The following is a 16,409-nucleotide window of genomic DNA, read 5'->3' as shown; positions in this document are numbered from 1 at the left end:
TCTCGCCGGCGCGGGTGGGGGTCGGGGCGGTTGTGGGGGGGGGGGGGGGGGGGGGGGCGCGGGCCCCCCCCCCCACCACGGGTCAGTTCATGCCGATGCGGGTCAGTTCGTGCCGATCTTGGCGAGCAGGTCGACGATCCGGCCCTGCACCTCGGCGCTCGTGGAGCGCTCCGCCAGGAAGAGCACCGTCTCGCCGGCCGCCAGCCGGGGCAGCTGCGCCGGGTCCATGTCGGCGGAGGTGTAGACGACCAGCGGGGTGTGGTCGAGCAGCCCGTTGGCGCGCAGCCAGTCGACGATGCCGGCCCGGCGGCGCCGCACCTGCATCAGATCCATCACGACCAGATTCGGCCGCATCTGCGTCGCCAGGGTGACCGCGTCGGCATCCGCGCCGGCCCGTGCGACCTGCATCCCGCGCCGCTCCAGCGACATGGTCAGGGCGCCCGCGATGTCGTCGTTCTGCTCGATCAGCAGCACTCGCGGCGGGTGCTGCTCACTGTCCCGAGGGGCCAGCGCCTTGAGCAGCACGGCCGGGTCGGCACCGTACGCGGCCTCCCGGGTGGCCTGCCCCAGACCGGCGGTCACCAGGACGGGGACCTCGGCCGCGCCCGCCGCCTGACGCAGCGACTGAAGCGCGGTACGGGTGATCGGCCCCGTCAGCGGGTCGACGAAGAGCGCCGCCGGATACGCGGCGATCTGGGCGTCCACCTCCTCACGGGAGTTGACGATCACCGGGCGGTAGCCGCGGTCGCTCAGCGCCTGCTGAGTGGCGACATCCGGCGCCGGCCAGACCAGCAGCCGGCGCGGATTGTCCAGCGGCTCCGGCGGCAGCTCGTCGTCCATCGGCATCGGCTGACGGTCCATCACCTCTATGGCGCCGTTCGGGCCGTCCAGCGGCTCGGGGCCCTCGCTGCCCTCATCGGGCGCGGAGATCGCAAAGGCCCGCCCCTCGCCGGCATCCATCAGATGCGGCGGCTGCGGCGGGGACTGCGGCTGGGCCGGGGCCGGCGGCGCGGGCCGCGGGGCACCGGGGTGCGCGGGCGCCTCGGCCGGCGTGGGCTCGGTGCCCGCCGCGCGCCGGTCCTCCGGCGGCGCGGCGAGCTTACGGCGGCGGCCCGAACCGGCGGACGTACCGCCCGGCGGGGTGCTGCCGGGCAGCGCCGGCGGGCGCTGCTGATCGGCGATCTGCTGGGCGAACGGCACACCCTGCCCGAGCGTCCGCACGCTGAACGCCCGCCCCTGGGAGTGCCCCGCGGCATGCCCGTCGTCCTCGGCGGCCGGCGGCAGCGGCTGCCGGTGCGGTGCGGCGGCGGGCCCGCCCTGCGGCGGCACGGGCGGCGGGCCCGCGGCCTCCTCGGCGGGGCTGGGACGGCCCCGGCGGCGGCCGGTGGGGGCCTGGGGGCTCTGCGGTTCCTGCGGCGCGACGGGAGCGGGGGACGGCTGCGGCGCGACGGGAGCAGGGGAGGGCTGCGGCACGGCGGGAGCAGGGGACGGCTGTGGCGCGGCGGGCGCCTGGGCGGCACCGGCCTCCGGCGCGGGGGCGGTACCGGGCGCCGGGCCGCCGGCCGTACCCGTCGCCTCGGCAGCTTCGGTGGGCTGCGCCACGAGCCCCTCCGGGCCCGCGACAAAGGTGCCGGACGACTCGGCGTCGGCCATCGCGGCCGCCGCGCGCTCCTCGGCCGCGGCCCGTCTGGCCCGCCGCCTGCCGGTCGGCTCGCCGTCCCACTCCCCTTGCGGCGCACCGGAACTGACGACTGCTTCGGCCCCGTGCCCCGGCTGCCCGCCGGACACCGCCGCGTCCGGGCCACCGGCCACCGGCCGACGCGCCCGGCGGCGTCCCGTACCGGCGCCCTCCTGCGGACCGGCCGACTGCGCGGGTACCTGGTCGGCGGCCGCGGGCAGCGCCGGCACCGACGACTCCGGGGTCCGGTCCGCGGCGGCGGGCGGCAGCGCGAAGGCGGTACGCGCACCGGACGGCTGCTGCGCCCCGGAGGCCGCGGCCGCCCCGCCCGGGGCGGTCCGCTCGGGCGCCTCGGCCAGCGCCCGGCGCGCCCGCCGGCCACCCGCCTGGACGGGGGCGAGCCCCTGCGGGCCCGGGGACGGCGTCTGGCCGGGGCCCGTGGCCTGCCCCGGAACATGCGGCCGGCCCGGCGCCGGAGTCTGCCCCGGAGCCGGGCTCTGACCTGGAATCTGCGGACCCGGCTGCCCGGGCGCCGACGGGGAGGCCGGCACCGGCGCCGCCCCGTTGGCCGACGGCGCCGCGGACCCCTGCGGACCGGCCGCCGGCCCCTGGCCGTGCGGTGCCTGGCCCTGTGGTGCTTGGTCGTGCGGTCCCGCCGCGGGCCCGTGCGGCTGCGCGGGAGCCGGGCTCGCCCCGGGAGGGAGCGCGGGCAGCCCGCCGCCCTCCGTGGCGCCCTGCCGGGCCCGGCGCCGTCCCGTCGGCGGTACGGCCTCGGCCCCCGCCATACCGGGCGGCAGCCCCCGGCCGTCCGTGCCGGGACCGCCCTGGGCACCGTGCCCGGCGCCACCCTGCGCGCCCTCGCCGACGGCACCGTGCGGCACCCCGGCCTCCGGGCCGCCCGGCTGCGCGCCCTGCTCCGCACCCGAGTGCCGCGCCCGCCGCCGACCGGTCGGCTGTGCCCCGCCCGACTGCTCCGGCACCACCGCGCCGGCCGCGGCACCACCGCCACTGCCACCGAGCGGCGCACCGGACCCGCCGGAACCGCCCGGCCCACCGTCGCCACCGGACGGCCCCTCGCCGCCCTCGTGTCCTTCGTGTCCTTCGTCGTCCGGCCCCTGGCCGCCGCCGGCCGCGCCCGCGTCCGCCGCGTTGCCCTGGGTGCCGCGCGCACGCGCCGCCGGTACCGGCATCACCGTCGTCTCGTTGCCGGTCGGCGCGTCGGCCCCGGCAGTGGCACCGTCCGGGGACGTGCCGTCGCCCGCCACCGGCAGCTCCAGCACATACGCGCTGCCGCCCGCACCGGGCCCGCCACCGGGCACCTCGTGCGTCTGCATCAGCCCACCGTGCTGCCGCACGATGCCGCGGACGATCGGCTCATGGACCGGGTCGCCGCCGCCGTACGGGCCGCGCACCTCGATCCGTACGACATCACCGCGCTTGGCCGCCGCCACCACGATCGTCGAATCGCCCGGAACCGGTCCCGGCCGCCCGCCCAGGGCGGCCTCCCCGGCCGGCATCCGGCCCGTCGAATCGACCCCCGCGACATCCGCGATCAGATGCGACAACGCCTGCGCGATCCGCTCCGCGTCGACCGTCGCCTCTATCGGCGGCGCATGCACCGCGAACTGCGCCCGGCCCGGACCGATCAGCTCGATCGCGCCCTCCACACCGGCCGCGACCACACCGTCCAGCGAAACCTTCGTGCGGTTGAGCTTCTCCTTGCCGGAGTCCAGCCGCTGATAGCTCAGAACGTTGTCCACCAGCGTCGTCATCCGGGCATGGCCCGCCGCGAGGTGGTGCAGGATCTGGTTCGCCTCGGGCCAGAGCTGGCCCGCCGGGTCGGACGCGAGCGTGCCCAGCTCGCCCTTCAGCTCCTCCAGCGGCCCGCGCAGCGCCTGCTCGAGCACCGCCAGCAGCTGGGTGTGCCGGGCCGCCAGCGCGTCGAACGCCCGGCGGTCGGTGAAGGTCATCACCGCGCCGACGAGCTGATCGCCGTCCCGCACCGGCGCCGTCGTCAGATCGACGGACACCGCCCGGCCGTCCTTCGCCCACAGCGCCTGCCCGCGCACCCGGTGCTTGCGCCCCGACTTGAGCGTGTCGGCCAGCGGGGTGTCCTCCCACGGCAGCGCCGAACCGTCCGCCCGCGAGTGGTGGATCAGCGGATGCAGCTCCTTGCCGCCCAGCTCACTCGCCCGGTAGCCGAGGATCTGCGCCGCGGACGGATTGACGAGCACGACCTTGCCGTCGGCGTCGACCCCGACCACACCCTCGGCCGCGGCCCGCAGAATCATCTCGGTCTGCCGCTGCTGCCGGGCCAGCTCGGTCTCGGTGTCCAGCGTCCCGGTCAGATCACGGACGACGAGCATCAGCAGCTCATTGCCCGTATAGCCGTTCCGGTGATCGGCGTACGCCGCCTCGAAGGCGGACTCGTACGGGGTCCGCCCGTCCTCCAGATTGGCGCTGGTCACCTCGACCAGCAGCTCCGTCCCGTCCGTCCGCCGCGCGACCATCCGCGTCGGCTTCGTCCGGGTACGTTCCTCCTCCTCGTCCCGGCGCCGCATGGAACCCGGGATCCGCTTGGAGTCGAAGGACGGCAGCAGATCGAGCAGACCGCGCCCCACCAGGGCCGTGCCCGGCGCCTCGAAGGTCTCCAGCGCGATGGTGTTGGCGTTGACGACCGTGCCGTTGCAGTTGACGAGCAACAGCGCGTCGGGGAGGGCGTCGAGTATGGCTGCGAGGCGAGCAGCGCCTCGGGATGGCCTGCTGCTCACGACGACGCTTCCTCCCTGTTACCGCACCTTGCCGACCCACCGTGGCGGATCGCTGGGATGGAGTCTACGGGCACTTGCCCGGGACGCGGAGGCGGATGACGAGGAGGTAATGCCACGGCCGTGTGCGACTCACCGCACGCCCGACATGTGCCCCATCGTCCTGACCTGGCCCGCTACTAGGGCATGAACCGGGTCATGAACTGGTCGACGGGAGCAGGGGTTCGAAGCTGCTCCAGCGGCTGATCTCACACCCATTGGTGCGCCGGAAATCCGCGTTGACGGGCCGCCCCGCCCAGGTCCCGGTGACATGCGCGGTGGCCGGCCCGCCGTAAATCATCGTGCAGTTAGCCCCCTGCGGCACCGGCGCGAACGGATCCCGCCCCCACCGCGTCATCCCGTCCAGCTTCGCGCAGGCCTTCTTGGCATGCCGATGCGTCCCCCGCGCCGGATGGCAATACAGCTCAAACGTCCCGTCCTCCCGCACCGAACCACTACCCCGCACGGTCACGGTGAGGTGATCGATTACGCCGGGGCGGGGGGCGTGGGGGAGGTGGTTGGCGGGCGGGCGATGACTGTCGGGGGTGCGGTGGTCGGCTGAGGCGGGGTGGTTCTCCGGGGTGTCGTGGCTGGCCGAGACGTGGTGGTCCGCCGGGGCGGGCTGAGCGGCTGCGGAGTGGTGGCCGCTCGGGAGGGGGCGGCCGACGGGGAGGGGACTGCCGACGGGGAGGGGGCGGCCAACCGTGAGGGGCTTGGCGGTGGGGATGGGGGTGTGGTGCCCGGCGCCGATGACGCCGTCCCCGGCCCGGACGTGCGGCAGCGGGATGGGGGCGGCCACCGCGGCCGGCGCCGCCAGGGCCAGCACAGCGGCGGCGGAAACGACGGACACGGCGGCGGAAGCGGTGGCGGCGGCGGAGAGACGGGGCACGGCCGCGGTGGCGGCCGTGGCGGCGGTGGCGGCCGCGGCGAGGAAGGACGACGTCCGGCGGTACGGCATCACAGGCTCCAGGAGGCGAGTGCGGGGCGGTACGCGGTACGTACACGCCGGGGGCGCACGACAACGCGAGTCGTCGTGGCCCCGACACCTCTAACGCGCTGCCGCCCCCGACGTTGCGCTGCAAAAACGTCTTTGCCGGGTGGCCCACGCGCCTAGTACCGTAGGGGGCGATTGGTGACAGCCCTTGGAGCTGTGCCATCATCTGGACACGCCACAGCGTGCATGCGCGCGTGGGGTGTGTGGAGGCGTCGCCTAGTCCGGTCTATGGCGCCGCACTGCTAATGCGGTTTGGGGTTTACCCCCCATCGAGGGTTCAAATCCCTCCGCCTCCGCTCCTCTTCGTTCAGGCCCCGGTCTCCCAAGACCGGGGCCTGAACGCGTTTTGGGACGGGCATCTCCGGGCCCCCGCCGAGGCCGGCTGGCCGGGGCGGGCAGACCTGACTCGGCCCGGCGGACCCGGCCCGGCATGGCTGCGTGGTGGCCCCTGGTGAGGTGGGCCGGGTACGGGGCCGGGGTAGCACGGGTCCCGGCGGCGGGGCGCCTACCGGGCGGCCGAGGCTCTCGGTGATCAGCGGCACGGACGGGCCGCCGACCCCCACCTCGCCCGGGAGGCCATCACCCTGCACATCACCCCGGCCCCCTGAGTCACCTGACCCGGCGCAGTCACCCGACCCGCCCCGGAGTGGCCCCCATCACAGCCGACGCCGAACTCGACATCCCCCGGCATGACCACGAGGCCCTACCCCACAGAAATGCGCGAGGTCCTCGCCCCGGACCTCTCCGAAGACCACTGCACCCACCCGAACTTCGCCCGGATCACCGAGGACGCTCCCCCGCCCGAGTAACCCCCCAACCCCCACCACAAGGCCGTTTCCGCAGGTCAGAGGGGGTGTGGGCAATGGATTTCGCCTCACGCCGCAGGTCATGTAATGTTGTTCCCGCAACGCCGACCGGCAAGAAAAACCGCCGGAAAGCCAAGCGCTCGTAGCTTAACGGATAGAGCATCTGACTACGGATCAGAAGGTTGCAGGTTCGAATCCTGCCGAGCGCACAGCAGACCAGAGGCCCTGTGGAGAAATCCGCAGGGCCTCTGGCTTTGATGTTGGCGGCAGTTTCTGATGGCAACCGGCTGGCACGTTGTCCGACGGGTTACTGCGTGAGTGACCAGTTGGCCCGGGAGCGGCACCCTTCTGCTCCGTGGCTGACTTGGCAACGTAAGCAATTCCCGTGGCCTCCGCCTTTGCGGGTGTTGCGCTGACCCTCGCAGGCAACAGGTACCTGGGGGGTACGGCGTCGATACGCCGGCGGTCGTCGAGGCTATGGATGACCGCATAGGCCGGTTGCGGCGACAGGGCACGCGTCCGACTGACGGGGCCGCGCAGCGCCGTCGACCTGGTCAAGTCGATGGAGGATCAAGTCGCATCCATTTACCGACTACCGACTACCGACTACCGACTACCGACTACCGATTGAGGTTAGGTGCTCTGGTGACGGCCTGGTTCTGGTGACCGCTTCCACCGGAGTCCACCGCATTCCCCCAGGACCCACAGGCCCGCGTCAGGCCGCGGCCTCTTGGTGGGCTTGGTGGTGGGTGCGGTCGGTGGCCAGGTTGGCTGCGCGTCGGATCGAATCGGCGGAGGCGGCCAGTAGTGGGAGCCGGACGGCTGGGCTGGGGATGCGGCCCTGGGTGTGCAGGACGCCCTTGATCACGGTGGGGTTCGGTTCGGCGAAGAGTGTGGCGGACAGCCGGGCCAGCTCGGCTCCCAGCTTGCGGGCCGGGCCGGCGGCGTCGCGCTGCCAGAGCGAGATCAGCTCGGCGTAGTCGGCGGTGCGGACGTTGGCCGACGCCAGGATGCCGCCGTGGGCGCCCGCCGCGAGCAGCGGCGAGATGACGGCGTCGTCGCCGCCGAGCACCGCGAAGCCTGGCGTCGGCGAGCCGAGCAGTTCCATCGCGGCTGCGTCGATCGCGCCGGTCGCGTACTTGACCCCGACGACCTCCGGCAGGTGCCCGAGCGCGTTCAGCGTGCTGGTGCTGAGGGTCTGGCCGGTGCGGTACGGGATGTCGTAGACGACCAGCGGCAGGCCGCCGTGCTCGGCGAGCGCCGTGAAGTGCGCCAGCGTCCCCGCCTCACCGGGCCGGGTGTAGGGCGGGGCGGGAACCAGCGCCGCGGCGACGTCACCGCGCTGAGCGAGCTCCCGCAGCGAGGTGATGGCGGCGGCGGTGTCGTTGGTGCCGACGCCGACGATCAGCGGAGCTCCGTGTGCCCGGCAGGCGGCCGCGCAGACGCGGACCACAGCCTGCTTCTCCTCGGCGGTGAGCACGGCCGCCTCCGCGGTGGTGCCGAGGGCGACGAGTCCGCGAGCACCGCCGGCCGACAGCGCCTCGTCGGCGAGGCGGGCGAGCGCGTCCGGGGCGAGGCGCAGGTCGTCGGTGAACGGCGTCACCAAGGGGACAAACAGGCCGGTGAGGATCGCATCGGGCTTCATGTCCCCAGCCTGCCCGACACTGACCCGGTAGATCCATTTCGCATTCTTACGCTGATGCGTAAGCTCACCTTATGCTTGATGTCCGACGTCTCCATCTGCTGCGTGAACTGGACCGGCGCGGCACCATCGCGGCCGTGGCCGAGGCGCTGACCTTCACCGCCTCGGCCGTCTCCCAGCAGCTGGGCGTGCTGGAGCGCGAGGCGGGCGTGCCCCTGCTGGAACGCAGCGGCAGACGTGTGGTGCTCACGCCGGCGGGCCGCAGCCTCGTCGCCCACGCCGACGCCGTCCTCGAACGCCTCGAACTGGCGGTCTCGGAGCTGGCCGGGGCGCGCGAGGGCATCGGCGGGCCACTGCGGATCGGGACGTTCCCCTCCGGCGGCCCCGCGATCGTGCCCGCCACGCTGGCCGAGCTGGCCCAGCGGCACCCCGCGCTGGAACCGATGGTGCAGGAGATCGACTCGGCGCGGGTCTCCGACGGCCTGCGCGCCGGCGAACTCGACGTGGCCCTCGTCCACGACTACGACTTCGTGCCCGCGTCGCCGGACACCACGGTCGACCAGGTGCCCCTGTTGGAGGAGCCGATGTACCTGGCTACGGGCGGCGCCACCGACAGCGCTCCCGCAGCCGGTCCCGCCGCCCGCGGCGAGACGCTGGCGGAGCTGCTCGGACCGTGGGCCACGGCCCCGTGGATCACGGCCAGGGACGGCACGACCGGTCATGCGATGGCCGTACGCGCCTGTCAGGCGGCCGGTTTCCAGCCGCGCATCCGCCATCAGGTCAACGACTTCCGTACGGTCCTGGGGCTGGCCGCCATCGGACAAGGTGCCGGATTCGTACCGAAGATGGCCACTGCGCACGCCCCTGAGGGCGTGGTCCTGACCCGGCTGCCCCTCTTCCGCCGCTCGAAGGTCGCCTTCCGCGCGGGCGGCGGCACGCACCCGGCGATCGCCGCGTTCGTGGCGGCGGCGCGAACAGCGGTGGGCGCCACGGGCGGTGCCACCTAGGGATTGTCTGACGGGTCGTGATCAGGTGACGGGGGTGGTGTTTGTGCCTCGGGTCGCGGACGGGCGGAACAAGGCGGGTCGTGCCGATGCAGCGCGCAGGCGACGGACCGAAGCGGCCCCGGCAGGCGGCGCGTTGTCGGCACTGGGGAAGCCCGGTGTCTGTGGGCCTGCTCCAGGGCTGTGGATAACCCCGTGGTCCTGGGAGTGTGGGCCTGGGGAAAACGCCGTCGGGGTGGGGGGTGCGCTTCTATGGTGTGGGGTGGGAGTGGTGGCGGTGGAAGGGGCCGGGTGGTGGAGGTCAATCTGTCGTTCGGGGGTGGGGCGGAGGATGCCGAGGGGGCGGTGTCGTTGTACCGGTGGCTGGTGGCCGAGCCTGAGTTGCGGGGGCAGGTGAGGGTTGCGCTTGGGTCGGGGCAGCCGGAGCCGGGGCATATGGGCGGGGGGCTGGATCTCGTCAATGTCGTGGTTGCCAACAGCATTGCTCTGGGCAGCCTGGTCACCGCTGTGGCCACCTGGCGGGGCTCGCGTCCCCGGCCGCCGCAGATACGGCTCGAGCGGGACGGTGTGGTGGTGACGCTGCACGACAGCTCGCCCGAGGCGGTGGAGCGGATTCTGCGGGTCTGGAACGAGAGCGGTGCGTCTGCTCCGGTGGCGGCGGACGGAGACAGCGAGTAGCCGTGGCCGTCTTGTCGGACCCGGCCCGCTCGGAGGCCGTATTGGTGGGCGTCCATGACTACGTCAACCTGGAGAAGCTGCCCGCGGTCGCCAGGAATCTGGCCGGGCTGCGGGAGGCGCTGACCGACCCCGCGGTGTGGGGGCTGCCCGCTGACGCCTGCACGGTGCTCTCGCAACCCGGTAGTGCCGGGCAGGTGCTGGACACGGTGCGGGACCGGGCCCGTAAGGCACAGGACACCCTGTTCATCTACTACGCCGGGCACGGGCTCACGGACCCGCACACCGACGAGCTCTATCTCGCCCTGCCCGATTCGGACCGCGAACGCGAGTACACGTCACTGCGGTACGAGTATCTGCGCCGGGCGGTGCTGGATCCGCAGGCGGGCGCCCAGCGGACGGTGGTGATCCTCGACTGCTGTTACAGCGGACGTGCGCTGCTGGGGCGGATGAGTGCCAGCGCGCACATCGCGGACCAGGCCATTGTCGAGGGGACCTGCCTGCTGACGGCCTCCGCGGAGACCCGGCCCGCGCTGTCGCCGCCCGGGGAGACCTACACGGCGTTCACCGGTGAGCTCCTCACGACGCTGACCGAGGGCATTCCGGACCGGCCCGATCCGCTCGACATGGACACCCTCTACCGGCATCTCCGCGGGAGGCTGGCGAGCAGGTCCCGGCCGGTGCCCCAGCAGCGCAATCGCAATACCGGGGGCCGTATCGCGATCGCCCGCAACCGGGCCGTATCGGACGCGGCCGCGCCGTATGGGGCCGTGCCCGACTCGATGAGCCTGGCCGACCCGGTGAGCCTGGCCGACCGGCAGAGCGAAGCCGAGCAGCGGCTCGCGGAGATGGAGCGGCGCGCGGAGCTGTTACGCCTGGAGACCGAGGCGCTGCGGCAGGAGGCGGAGCGCCGCGCCCTGCAGACGGTGGAGACCGCGCAGCGGCTGGCGAACGCGCTGGCTGCGTCCCCGGACCGGGCGGTCCAGCCGTTCTGGTTCGCCGTGCCGGCCACCCGCCCGTTCATGGGACAGGACGGTTCGCTGGAGCCGGTGGGGGAGTTGGCGCCGGGCACCTGGTACCTCGCCGTCGAGCAGCGGGGCAAGGCGCTCGTCGTGCAGACCGAGGACGGTCGCCGGGGTCTGCTGCTCGACGCCGAGGGCATCGAGCGTGGGTATTACGTGGACTACGGGGCGGCGGCCGAGGTTCCGGGCTTCGCGCCGTTTTGGTTCGCGGTCCCGACGGCTCGCGAGATGGTGAGCGAGGACGGTTCGCCGGAACCGGTGGCGGAGCTGGTGCCGGGTGTCTGGTACCTCGCCATCGGGCAGAGCGACGGGGCCCTCGTCGCGCGGACCGAGGACGGCCGCCGGGGGCTGCTGCGCGATACGGACGGCATCCAGCACGGGGGCAGGGACGTGGCGGAGAGCCATGCCCGGCGGACCCTGCGCAAGGCCGAACGCATGGCCGGTGCCGTGGTGTCCGACCCGGAGCCGGGGTTCCAGCCGTTCTGGTTCGCCGTCCCGGTGGCACGCGAGGTGCTGAGCGAGGACGGTTCGCTGGAGCCGGTGGCGGAGCTGGCGCCTGGCACCTGGTACCTCGCCGTCGAGCAGCGAGGGCCGGCGCTCCTCGCGCAGTGCGCGGACGGCCGCCGGGGGTTGTTGCTCGACACCGAGGGCATCCAGCGGGGCTGATCGGTGGGGTGGCCTGGGTGGGGGGCGTTCCGGGAGTGCGGCGGGGTGGCTTGGGTGGGGTCGTTCCGGGAGTGCGGCAGGACGGGCTGGCCGGGCGTGTGCCCGGGAGCGCGGCACGGCCCGGCCGGGTGTCCGTCCGGGAGCGCGGCGGACAGTCGGCAGTACGTCCTCAGGGGGTGATGTCCAAGACGGCGGCCAGGTGGTGGCGGACGTGCTGGGCCGTGTGGTGGGCGTCGCGGTCGGTGATGTCCACGGGGAGGACGTGCCAGGGAGTGGCGGCCAGTAGGCGGCGGGTCAGGGCGGCCTCCTGGTGGAGGTGGGCGGCGGCCGAGGGGAGGTCGTGGACGGAGCGGGTGCCGGGGGAGGCGGCGAGCTTGGTGAGGTACCAGGTCTCCCAGTCGGGGCCCTCGCGGTCGATGGCGCGGCGGAGGGCGGTCGCGGGGTCGTCGTGGACGTAGACGACGGTCACCCGGGCCGGTTCGACGGCGGTGGCCAGCTCCCGTAGGACGCCGGCGATGGTGGGTTCGTCATGGCCCCAGGCGACCAGGGAGGGGATGAAGGGGAGCAGGGCGTCGGTGACCAGGATGTCGGTGCCGGCGGCGCGGGACTCGGCGACGTAGGCGCGGGTGGCGGCCACCAGGGTCTCGGGGCGGACGCTGTGGGCGCCGCCGGCGAACTCCTCGGCCACGGGGCGGAAGGCGGGACGGGTGAGGATGTCGGCCTCTTCGAAGTGGTCGACGGTGGCGCCGGTGCTCCTCATCCAGTCGGCCAGGGAGCGGCAGAGGGTGGACTTGCCGACTCCCGGGCTGTTGCCGACGACCGCGATCAGATGGGTGGGGCGGGAGGAGTGTGGGGTGTCGGTGGGGGCTGTGGGGTGATGGGTGGGGGGCATGGAGGGCAGTTTTTCAAACGCGCTTCAACAGGGGTGGGCAGGGCGGGAGTTGGGTGTGGGCCGGGTGGCGGCCGGAAAACGATTAGGTATTGCCGGGGGAGTCGCGTAGTGTTCATTTCACCGACGCGGGGTGGAGCAGCTCGGTAGCTCGCTGGGCTCATAACCCAGAGGTCGCAGGTTCAAATCCTGTCCCCGCTACTGACGCCGCAGGCCCGGTGGAATCACTTCCACCGGGCCTGCGGCTTTTCTGTGTGCGGTCTGTGTGCGGTTCATTCGTGGACCGGTGGCGGCGGGGCGGTGTAGTGGACGGCCGGGCCCGTGCGGGGCGGGGGCAGCTGGGCCAGGTCGGGGTGGAGCAGGAGCTCGTCGTCGTAGTCGCTGCTGTTCTGGTGGCGGAACGGGAGCGGCTCGGCGGTGGGAAGCGTGCGCAGGCGCTCGCGCAGGCGGGTGGCGGCGGTCGCGTAGGCGGTCGGGGTGGTGCGGTCCGCGCCGGGGATCAGAAGGGGCGGGACGACGGCCATCCCCGTGTACCAGAGGGTGCCGTGCTGGAGGGGGAAGAGGAGGTCGTTGAGGTCTCCGTTGACGCCGCGCGGGCCGAGGGTGGCGGCGCGGGCGCCGGCGGTGGTGATGACCATGGCCCGTTTGCCGGTGAGTTTTCCGGCGCCGTAGCGCTGAGGGCGGCCGGTGGCCGGGTCGGTGAGGCCGAAGGCGAAGCCCTTGACGAAGACGCGGTCGAACCAGCCCTTGACGATGGCCGGCATTCCGTACCACCAGAGGGGGAACTGGACGATCAAGGTGTCGGCCCAGTCGAGCTTGTCCTGTTCGGCGCGGATGTCGGGGGCCAAGTGGCCGTCCGTATAGGCGCGTTCCGAAGCCGGGCCTACGAGTAGGCGGTCGGCCGGGTCGTGACCGTAGTCGGCGGCGTCGACCACCGGGTTCCACTTCATGGCGTAGAGGTCGGAGACGCGGTGCTGGTGGCCCTGGGCGTCGAGGGCGCGCAGGCCCTCGTCCTTGAGGGCGCCGCTCAGGGAGCGCTGGTCGGGGTGGGCGAACAGCCAGAGGACCTTCATGCCCTCCACTCTTCGCGGGGGCGGGCCGCCGGGACGAGTGGCCCGATGGTCATAGTGTGCAAGGATCGGGCCATGGGTGTAGTGGAGAGCGGAAGCGGTAGCGGGGGCAGTGGTGGTGCGGGCCGGCGGGTGCGGGCCGTTCCGGGGAGCGGGCGGCGGCATCGGGTCGTGGTGCTGGTGCGGGACGGGATGCTGCCGATCGAGGTGGGCATCGTGCACCGGATCTTCGGGGAGGCCCGGTCGGCGGCCGGGGAGCGGCTTTACGAGCTGGTGACCTGCGCGCTGGAGCCCGGTGAGGTGCGGACGGACACGGACTTCACGGTGAATGTCGCGCACGGGCCGGAGGCGCTGGCGGAGGCCGACACCGTGGTCGTACCGGCGTCCGGCGCGGACTACGACCTGGGGGCGGAGCGGAGCGCCGGGCGGCTGAGTCCGGCGATGGCCGAGGCGCTGGGCCGTATTCGGCCCGGGACCCGGATCGCGTCCATCTGCACCGGCGCGTTCGTGCTGGCCGCGGCCGGGCTGCTGGACGGGCGGCGGGCGACCACCCACTGGCGCTCGGTGGCGGACTTCCGCCGGTTGTTCCCGGCCGTCGAGCTGGACGCGGATGTGCTCTACACGGACGAGGGCGAGGTGCTGACTGCGGCCGGGGTCGCCTCCGGGATCGATCTGTGTCTGCACATGGTGCGGTGCGATCACGGGGCGGCGGTGGCCAACGACGTGGCGCGGCGGACGGTCGTGCCGCCCCATCGGGAGGGCGGGCAGGCGCAGTACATCCGGCGGCCGGTGCCGGAGCCGCAGATCTCGTCCACCGGGGTGGCGCGGGCCTGGGCGCTGGAGCACCTGGACCGGCCGCTGAGCCTGCGGGAGCTGGCGGCGCGGGAGTCGATGAGCGTGAGGACCTTCACCCGGCGGTTCCGGGAGGAGGTCGGCATCTCGCCGCTCCAGTGGCTGACGCAGCAACGGATCGAGCGGGCCCGGCAGTTGCTGGAGGAGACGGAGCTGACGGTGGACCGGATCGCGGCCGAGGCGGGCTTCGGGACGGCGGCCTCGCTGCGGCAGCATCTCCAGTCGGCGCTGGGGGTGTCGCCGCGGGCGTATCGGAGCACGTTTCGGGGGCCGGGGGGTGGGGGCGGGTTGGTGGCTTGAGGGGGAGTTGGTGGCTTGAGGGGGAGAGTTGGTGGGCTGAGAGGGGCGGGGGCTGAGGGGGTCGGTCGGCTGAGGGAGTGGGTGGGCTGAGGGGCGGGTGCGGGGCCGGGGCCCAGGGGCGGCGGTGGGCGGGTGGCGTTGTCAGTGGGTGGTCGTACGCTGGCGGTGTGTGGCGATGTACGGGACCGCGCTGGTCGGGCGGTGGGCCGGGGTCGGGGCCGGCGGGGCGGTTCGGGCAGCGGCTCGGCTGGTATTGCGCCGAGCGGGGCGAGGAGCGGATGAGCATGCTCCCCGCGGGCAAGCTGCTGGCCTTCGCCGCGCAGGGTGAGCGGCTGTGTCTGGGGGTGCGGCGGGCCGGCCGCTGGATCGTGTGCCCGTATGGGGCGGTGCTCGACGGGGCGAGTGCCAGGGATCAGTGTGCGCGGTGCGCCCAGTTGGACCGGTCGCGTTCGGTGGCCGCGGACACCATGGCCGACGATCCGCGGCCGTACGGGGTCTATCTCGCGTACTTCGGCCCCGGGCTGCTCAAGGTGGGGATCACGGCTGCCGAGCGCGGACCGGCCCGGCTGGTGGAGCAGGGGGCGGTGGCGTACGCATGGCTGGGGCGGGGGCCGTTGATGGCGGCGCGGCGGGCGGAGGCGCTGCTGGGGAGTGCGCTGGCGGTGCCCGACCGGTTCACGAAGGCGGCCAAGCGGGCGGCGCGCGGGGCGCTGCCCCCGGTGCCCGACCGGGCCGCCGAGCTGGCTCAACTGCATCGCACGGCACGGGAGCTGGCGGGCTGGCCGGAGACGCTGGAGCCGGTGGAGTTCGCCTGCGCCGACCATACGGAGCTGTTCGGCCTCGACCGGATTCCGGGCGAGGTGGCGGAGCTGGGCGGCATGACGGCCGGGGCGGAGATCGTGGGGGAGGTGCTGACCGGGGTGGGGGCCGATGTGTATCTGCGGTTGGCGGGGGACGGGGTCGGGGGCGGGGATGGGGATGGGGATGCGAACGGGGGCGGGGAGCGGGCGGGGGCCGGTGGGTTCGGTGGGGGTGCGGGTGTGGGTGCGGTTGCGGTGATGGATGCGCGGCTGTTGTCCGGGTGGGTCCTGGGGGCCGCGTCGGGGCGGGTGACGACGGTGCCGGTACGGGCCACGGGGCGCGCGGCGGGAGAACGGGAGCGGCAGGGGGAGGGGGCGGGGCAGGAGGGGTTGTTCTGAGGTGGTGGGGGCGGGTCGGCCTGGTGGTGGGCGGGTGCCCGGGCGGTAGTGGGCGCGGCGCGGCCCGGCCTGGCGCGGCCCGGTGGTGGTCGGCCGACGCACCGAGGTGGTCGGATGGCTTGCGGGGCGGCTGCCGTGGTGGGGGGGAGGGGCGCGTCGCTGCTTTGCTTGGCTGGGGTGTTGTCGGGGGTGTTCGGGCTGTCAGCCTTCTCGGGGCTTCGGGCTTCGGGCTTCGGGCTTCGGGCTTCGGGCTTCGGGCTTCGGGCTTCGGGCTTCGGGCTCCGGGCTTCGGGCTCGTGTCCCGGCCGTGAGGGCGCGCGGGGGCCTTCAGGTTCGGGGTGCCCGGGGGCCTTCGTGTCGGGGGTGCGCCGGAGTTGTGCGGGAAGCGGCTGACGGGGGTTGTTCCGGGGCGGGGGCGAGCGTTTAGATGCTGGGTGCAGGTAGATGGCGGGCTGGTGGCTCAGCGGGTCGCTACGTGGGCTGCACGGGTACGCGGGCGATACCGGCCAGGCGGCTCGGACGGCGCCACGGGCCCTACGGCGTCACGGGCACGAACGGCCCCGCGCTCACCTGACCTACGCGGCTCGCACGGCCCACGTGGTCCGCACGGCCCCGTGGGTGCGGGTGGGCCGTGGGTGCCGCGTGCCGTGTGCCGGAGGGCTTCGGCCGTGCGGAGGCGTTCGGTTCGTGCTGGAGCGGCTCGGTCGCGCCGGGGCGTTCGGTTCGGGCCGGAGGGGTTCCGTAGGGGAGTCGCCGGATCGGGTATCTGCGTAGGGGCGGGTCGGGCTGTGTAGGCCGGGGTCGT

At 73.9% G+C, this 16,409-nt stretch carries 9 protein-coding genes, 3 tRNA genes and 2 pseudogenes; 9 read left to right on the top strand and 5 right to left on the bottom strand.

Annotated features, from left to right (window positions below; genetic code table 11):
• Positions 1-102 precede the first annotated feature (102 nt).
• Together ACFWJW_RS26440 and ACFWJW_RS26435 are read right to left on the bottom strand one after the other, a co-directional pair.
• The gene (locus tag ACFWJW_RS26440; protein WP_387246064.1) at positions 103-4,449 is read right to left on the bottom strand and encodes a PAS domain-containing protein; all 4,347 of its coding nucleotides are present in this window, start codon (positions 4,447-4,449) and stop codon (positions 103-105) included.
• Between the two features lie 193 nt (positions 4,450-4,642).
• Positions 4,643-5,443: an SSI family serine proteinase inhibitor gene (locus ACFWJW_RS26435; RefSeq protein ID WP_387246062.1), complete on the bottom strand. Its 801-nt coding sequence runs from the start codon at positions 5,441-5,443 to the stop codon at positions 4,643-4,645.
• A 241-nt stretch (positions 5,444-5,684) separates the two neighbouring features.
• On the opposite strand from ACFWJW_RS26435, the gene ACFWJW_RS26430 reads away from it, so the two are divergent.
• Positions 5,685-5,775 (top strand) — tRNA-Ser (locus ACFWJW_RS26430).
• A gap of 646 nt (positions 5,776-6,421) precedes the next feature.
• Positions 6,422-6,494: transfer RNA gene (locus ACFWJW_RS26425), tRNA-Arg, on the top strand.
• A gap of 506 nt (positions 6,495-7,000) precedes the next feature.
• On the opposite strand, the gene ACFWJW_RS26420 is transcribed toward ACFWJW_RS26425, so the two are convergent.
• Positions 7,001-7,930, bottom strand: coding sequence for a 4-hydroxy-tetrahydrodipicolinate synthase family protein (locus ACFWJW_RS26420; protein ID WP_387246060.1), 930 nt, complete (start codon positions 7,928-7,930; stop codon positions 7,001-7,003).
• A 71-nt stretch (positions 7,931-8,001) separates the two neighbouring features.
• On the opposite strand from ACFWJW_RS26420, the gene ACFWJW_RS26415 reads away from it, so the two are divergent.
• The 4 genes and pseudogenes from ACFWJW_RS26415 to ACFWJW_RS26400 form a co-directional block, all read left to right on the top strand.
• Positions 8,002-8,934: a LysR family transcriptional regulator gene (locus tag ACFWJW_RS26415; protein ID WP_387246058.1), complete on the top strand. Its 933-nt coding sequence runs from the start codon at positions 8,002-8,004 to the stop codon at positions 8,932-8,934.
• Positions 8,935-9,225: 291 nt separating this feature from the next.
• A complete protein-coding gene (locus tag ACFWJW_RS26410) occupies positions 9,226-9,609 on the top strand; it encodes a hypothetical protein (RefSeq protein ID WP_387246056.1) in 384 nt (127 codons plus the stop codon).
• Positions 9,610-9,611: 2 nt separating this feature from the next.
• Positions 9,612-10,283 (top strand): annotated as a pseudogene (locus ACFWJW_RS26405) (caspase domain-containing protein); the annotation flags it as partial.
• Positions 10,284-10,589: 306 nt separating this feature from the next.
• A pseudogene (locus tag ACFWJW_RS26400) lies at positions 10,590-10,778 on the top strand (hypothetical protein); the annotation flags it as partial.
• Positions 10,779-11,463: 685 nt separating this feature from the next.
• Here ACFWJW_RS26400 and ACFWJW_RS26395 read toward each other — a convergent pair.
• Complete coding sequence (locus ACFWJW_RS26395; protein ID WP_387246054.1) at positions 11,464-12,186, bottom strand: hypothetical protein; 723 nt, start codon at positions 12,184-12,186, stop codon at positions 11,464-11,466.
• Positions 12,187-12,310: 124 nt separating this feature from the next.
• Between ACFWJW_RS26395 and ACFWJW_RS26390 the strand changes: the two genes are divergently transcribed.
• Positions 12,311-12,384 (top strand) — tRNA-Met (locus ACFWJW_RS26390).
• 71 nt (positions 12,385-12,455) lie between these two features.
• Here ACFWJW_RS26390 and ACFWJW_RS26385 read toward each other — a convergent pair.
• Positions 12,456-13,256: an NAD(P)H-dependent oxidoreductase gene (locus tag ACFWJW_RS26385; protein WP_387246052.1), complete on the bottom strand. Its 801-nt coding sequence runs from the start codon at positions 13,254-13,256 to the stop codon at positions 12,456-12,458.
• A gap of 72 nt (positions 13,257-13,328) precedes the next feature.
• Between ACFWJW_RS26385 and ACFWJW_RS26380 the strand changes: the two genes are divergently transcribed.
• Together ACFWJW_RS26380 and ACFWJW_RS26375 are read left to right on the top strand one after the other, a co-directional pair.
• Positions 13,329-14,405, top strand: a complete 1,077-nt coding sequence (locus ACFWJW_RS26380) for a GlxA family transcriptional regulator (RefSeq protein WP_387246050.1) — start codon at positions 13,329-13,331, stop codon at positions 14,403-14,405.
• A 278-nt stretch (positions 14,406-14,683) separates the two neighbouring features.
• On the top strand, positions 14,684-15,604 hold the full coding sequence (locus tag ACFWJW_RS26375) for a DUF2797 domain-containing protein (protein ID WP_387246048.1): 921 nt from the start codon (positions 14,684-14,686) through the stop codon (positions 15,602-15,604).
• Positions 15,605-16,409: the final 805 nt, after the last annotated feature.

The sequence above is a fragment of the Streptomyces sp. NPDC127097 genome, from assembly GCF_042724075.1.
Taxonomy (GTDB): domain Bacteria; phylum Actinomycetota; class Actinomycetes; order Streptomycetales; family Streptomycetaceae; genus Streptomyces.
The sequence above is the reverse complement of the archived record's forward strand: the minus strand, read 5'-3'. Positions and strand labels throughout refer to the sequence as shown.

What these genes read in the sequence shown, in the direction of transcription:
- ACFWJW_RS26435 (WP_387246062.1), bottom strand. Translation starts at nt 5,443, where the DNA reads ATGCCGTACCGCCGGACGTCGTCCTTCCTCGCCGCGGCCGCCACCGCC.
- ACFWJW_RS26420 (WP_387246060.1), bottom strand. Translation starts at nt 7,930, where the DNA reads ATGAAGCCCGATGCGATCCTCACCGGCCTGTTTGTCCCCTTGGTGACG.
- ACFWJW_RS26415 (WP_387246058.1), top strand. Translation starts at nt 8,002, where the DNA reads ATGCTTGATGTCCGACGTCTCCATCTGCTGCGTGAACTGGACCGGCGC.
- ACFWJW_RS26395 (WP_387246054.1), bottom strand. Translation starts at nt 12,186, where the DNA reads ATGCCCCCCACCCATCACCCCACAGCCCCCACCGACACCCCACACTCC.
- ACFWJW_RS26385 (WP_387246052.1), bottom strand. Translation starts at nt 13,256, where the DNA reads ATGAAGGTCCTCTGGCTGTTCGCCCACCCCGACCAGCGCTCCCTGAGC.
- ACFWJW_RS26380 (WP_387246050.1), top strand. Translation starts at nt 13,329, where the DNA reads ATGGGTGTAGTGGAGAGCGGAAGCGGTAGCGGGGGCAGTGGTGGTGCG.
- ACFWJW_RS26375 (WP_387246048.1), top strand. Translation starts at nt 14,684, where the DNA reads ATGAGCATGCTCCCCGCGGGCAAGCTGCTGGCCTTCGCCGCGCAGGGT.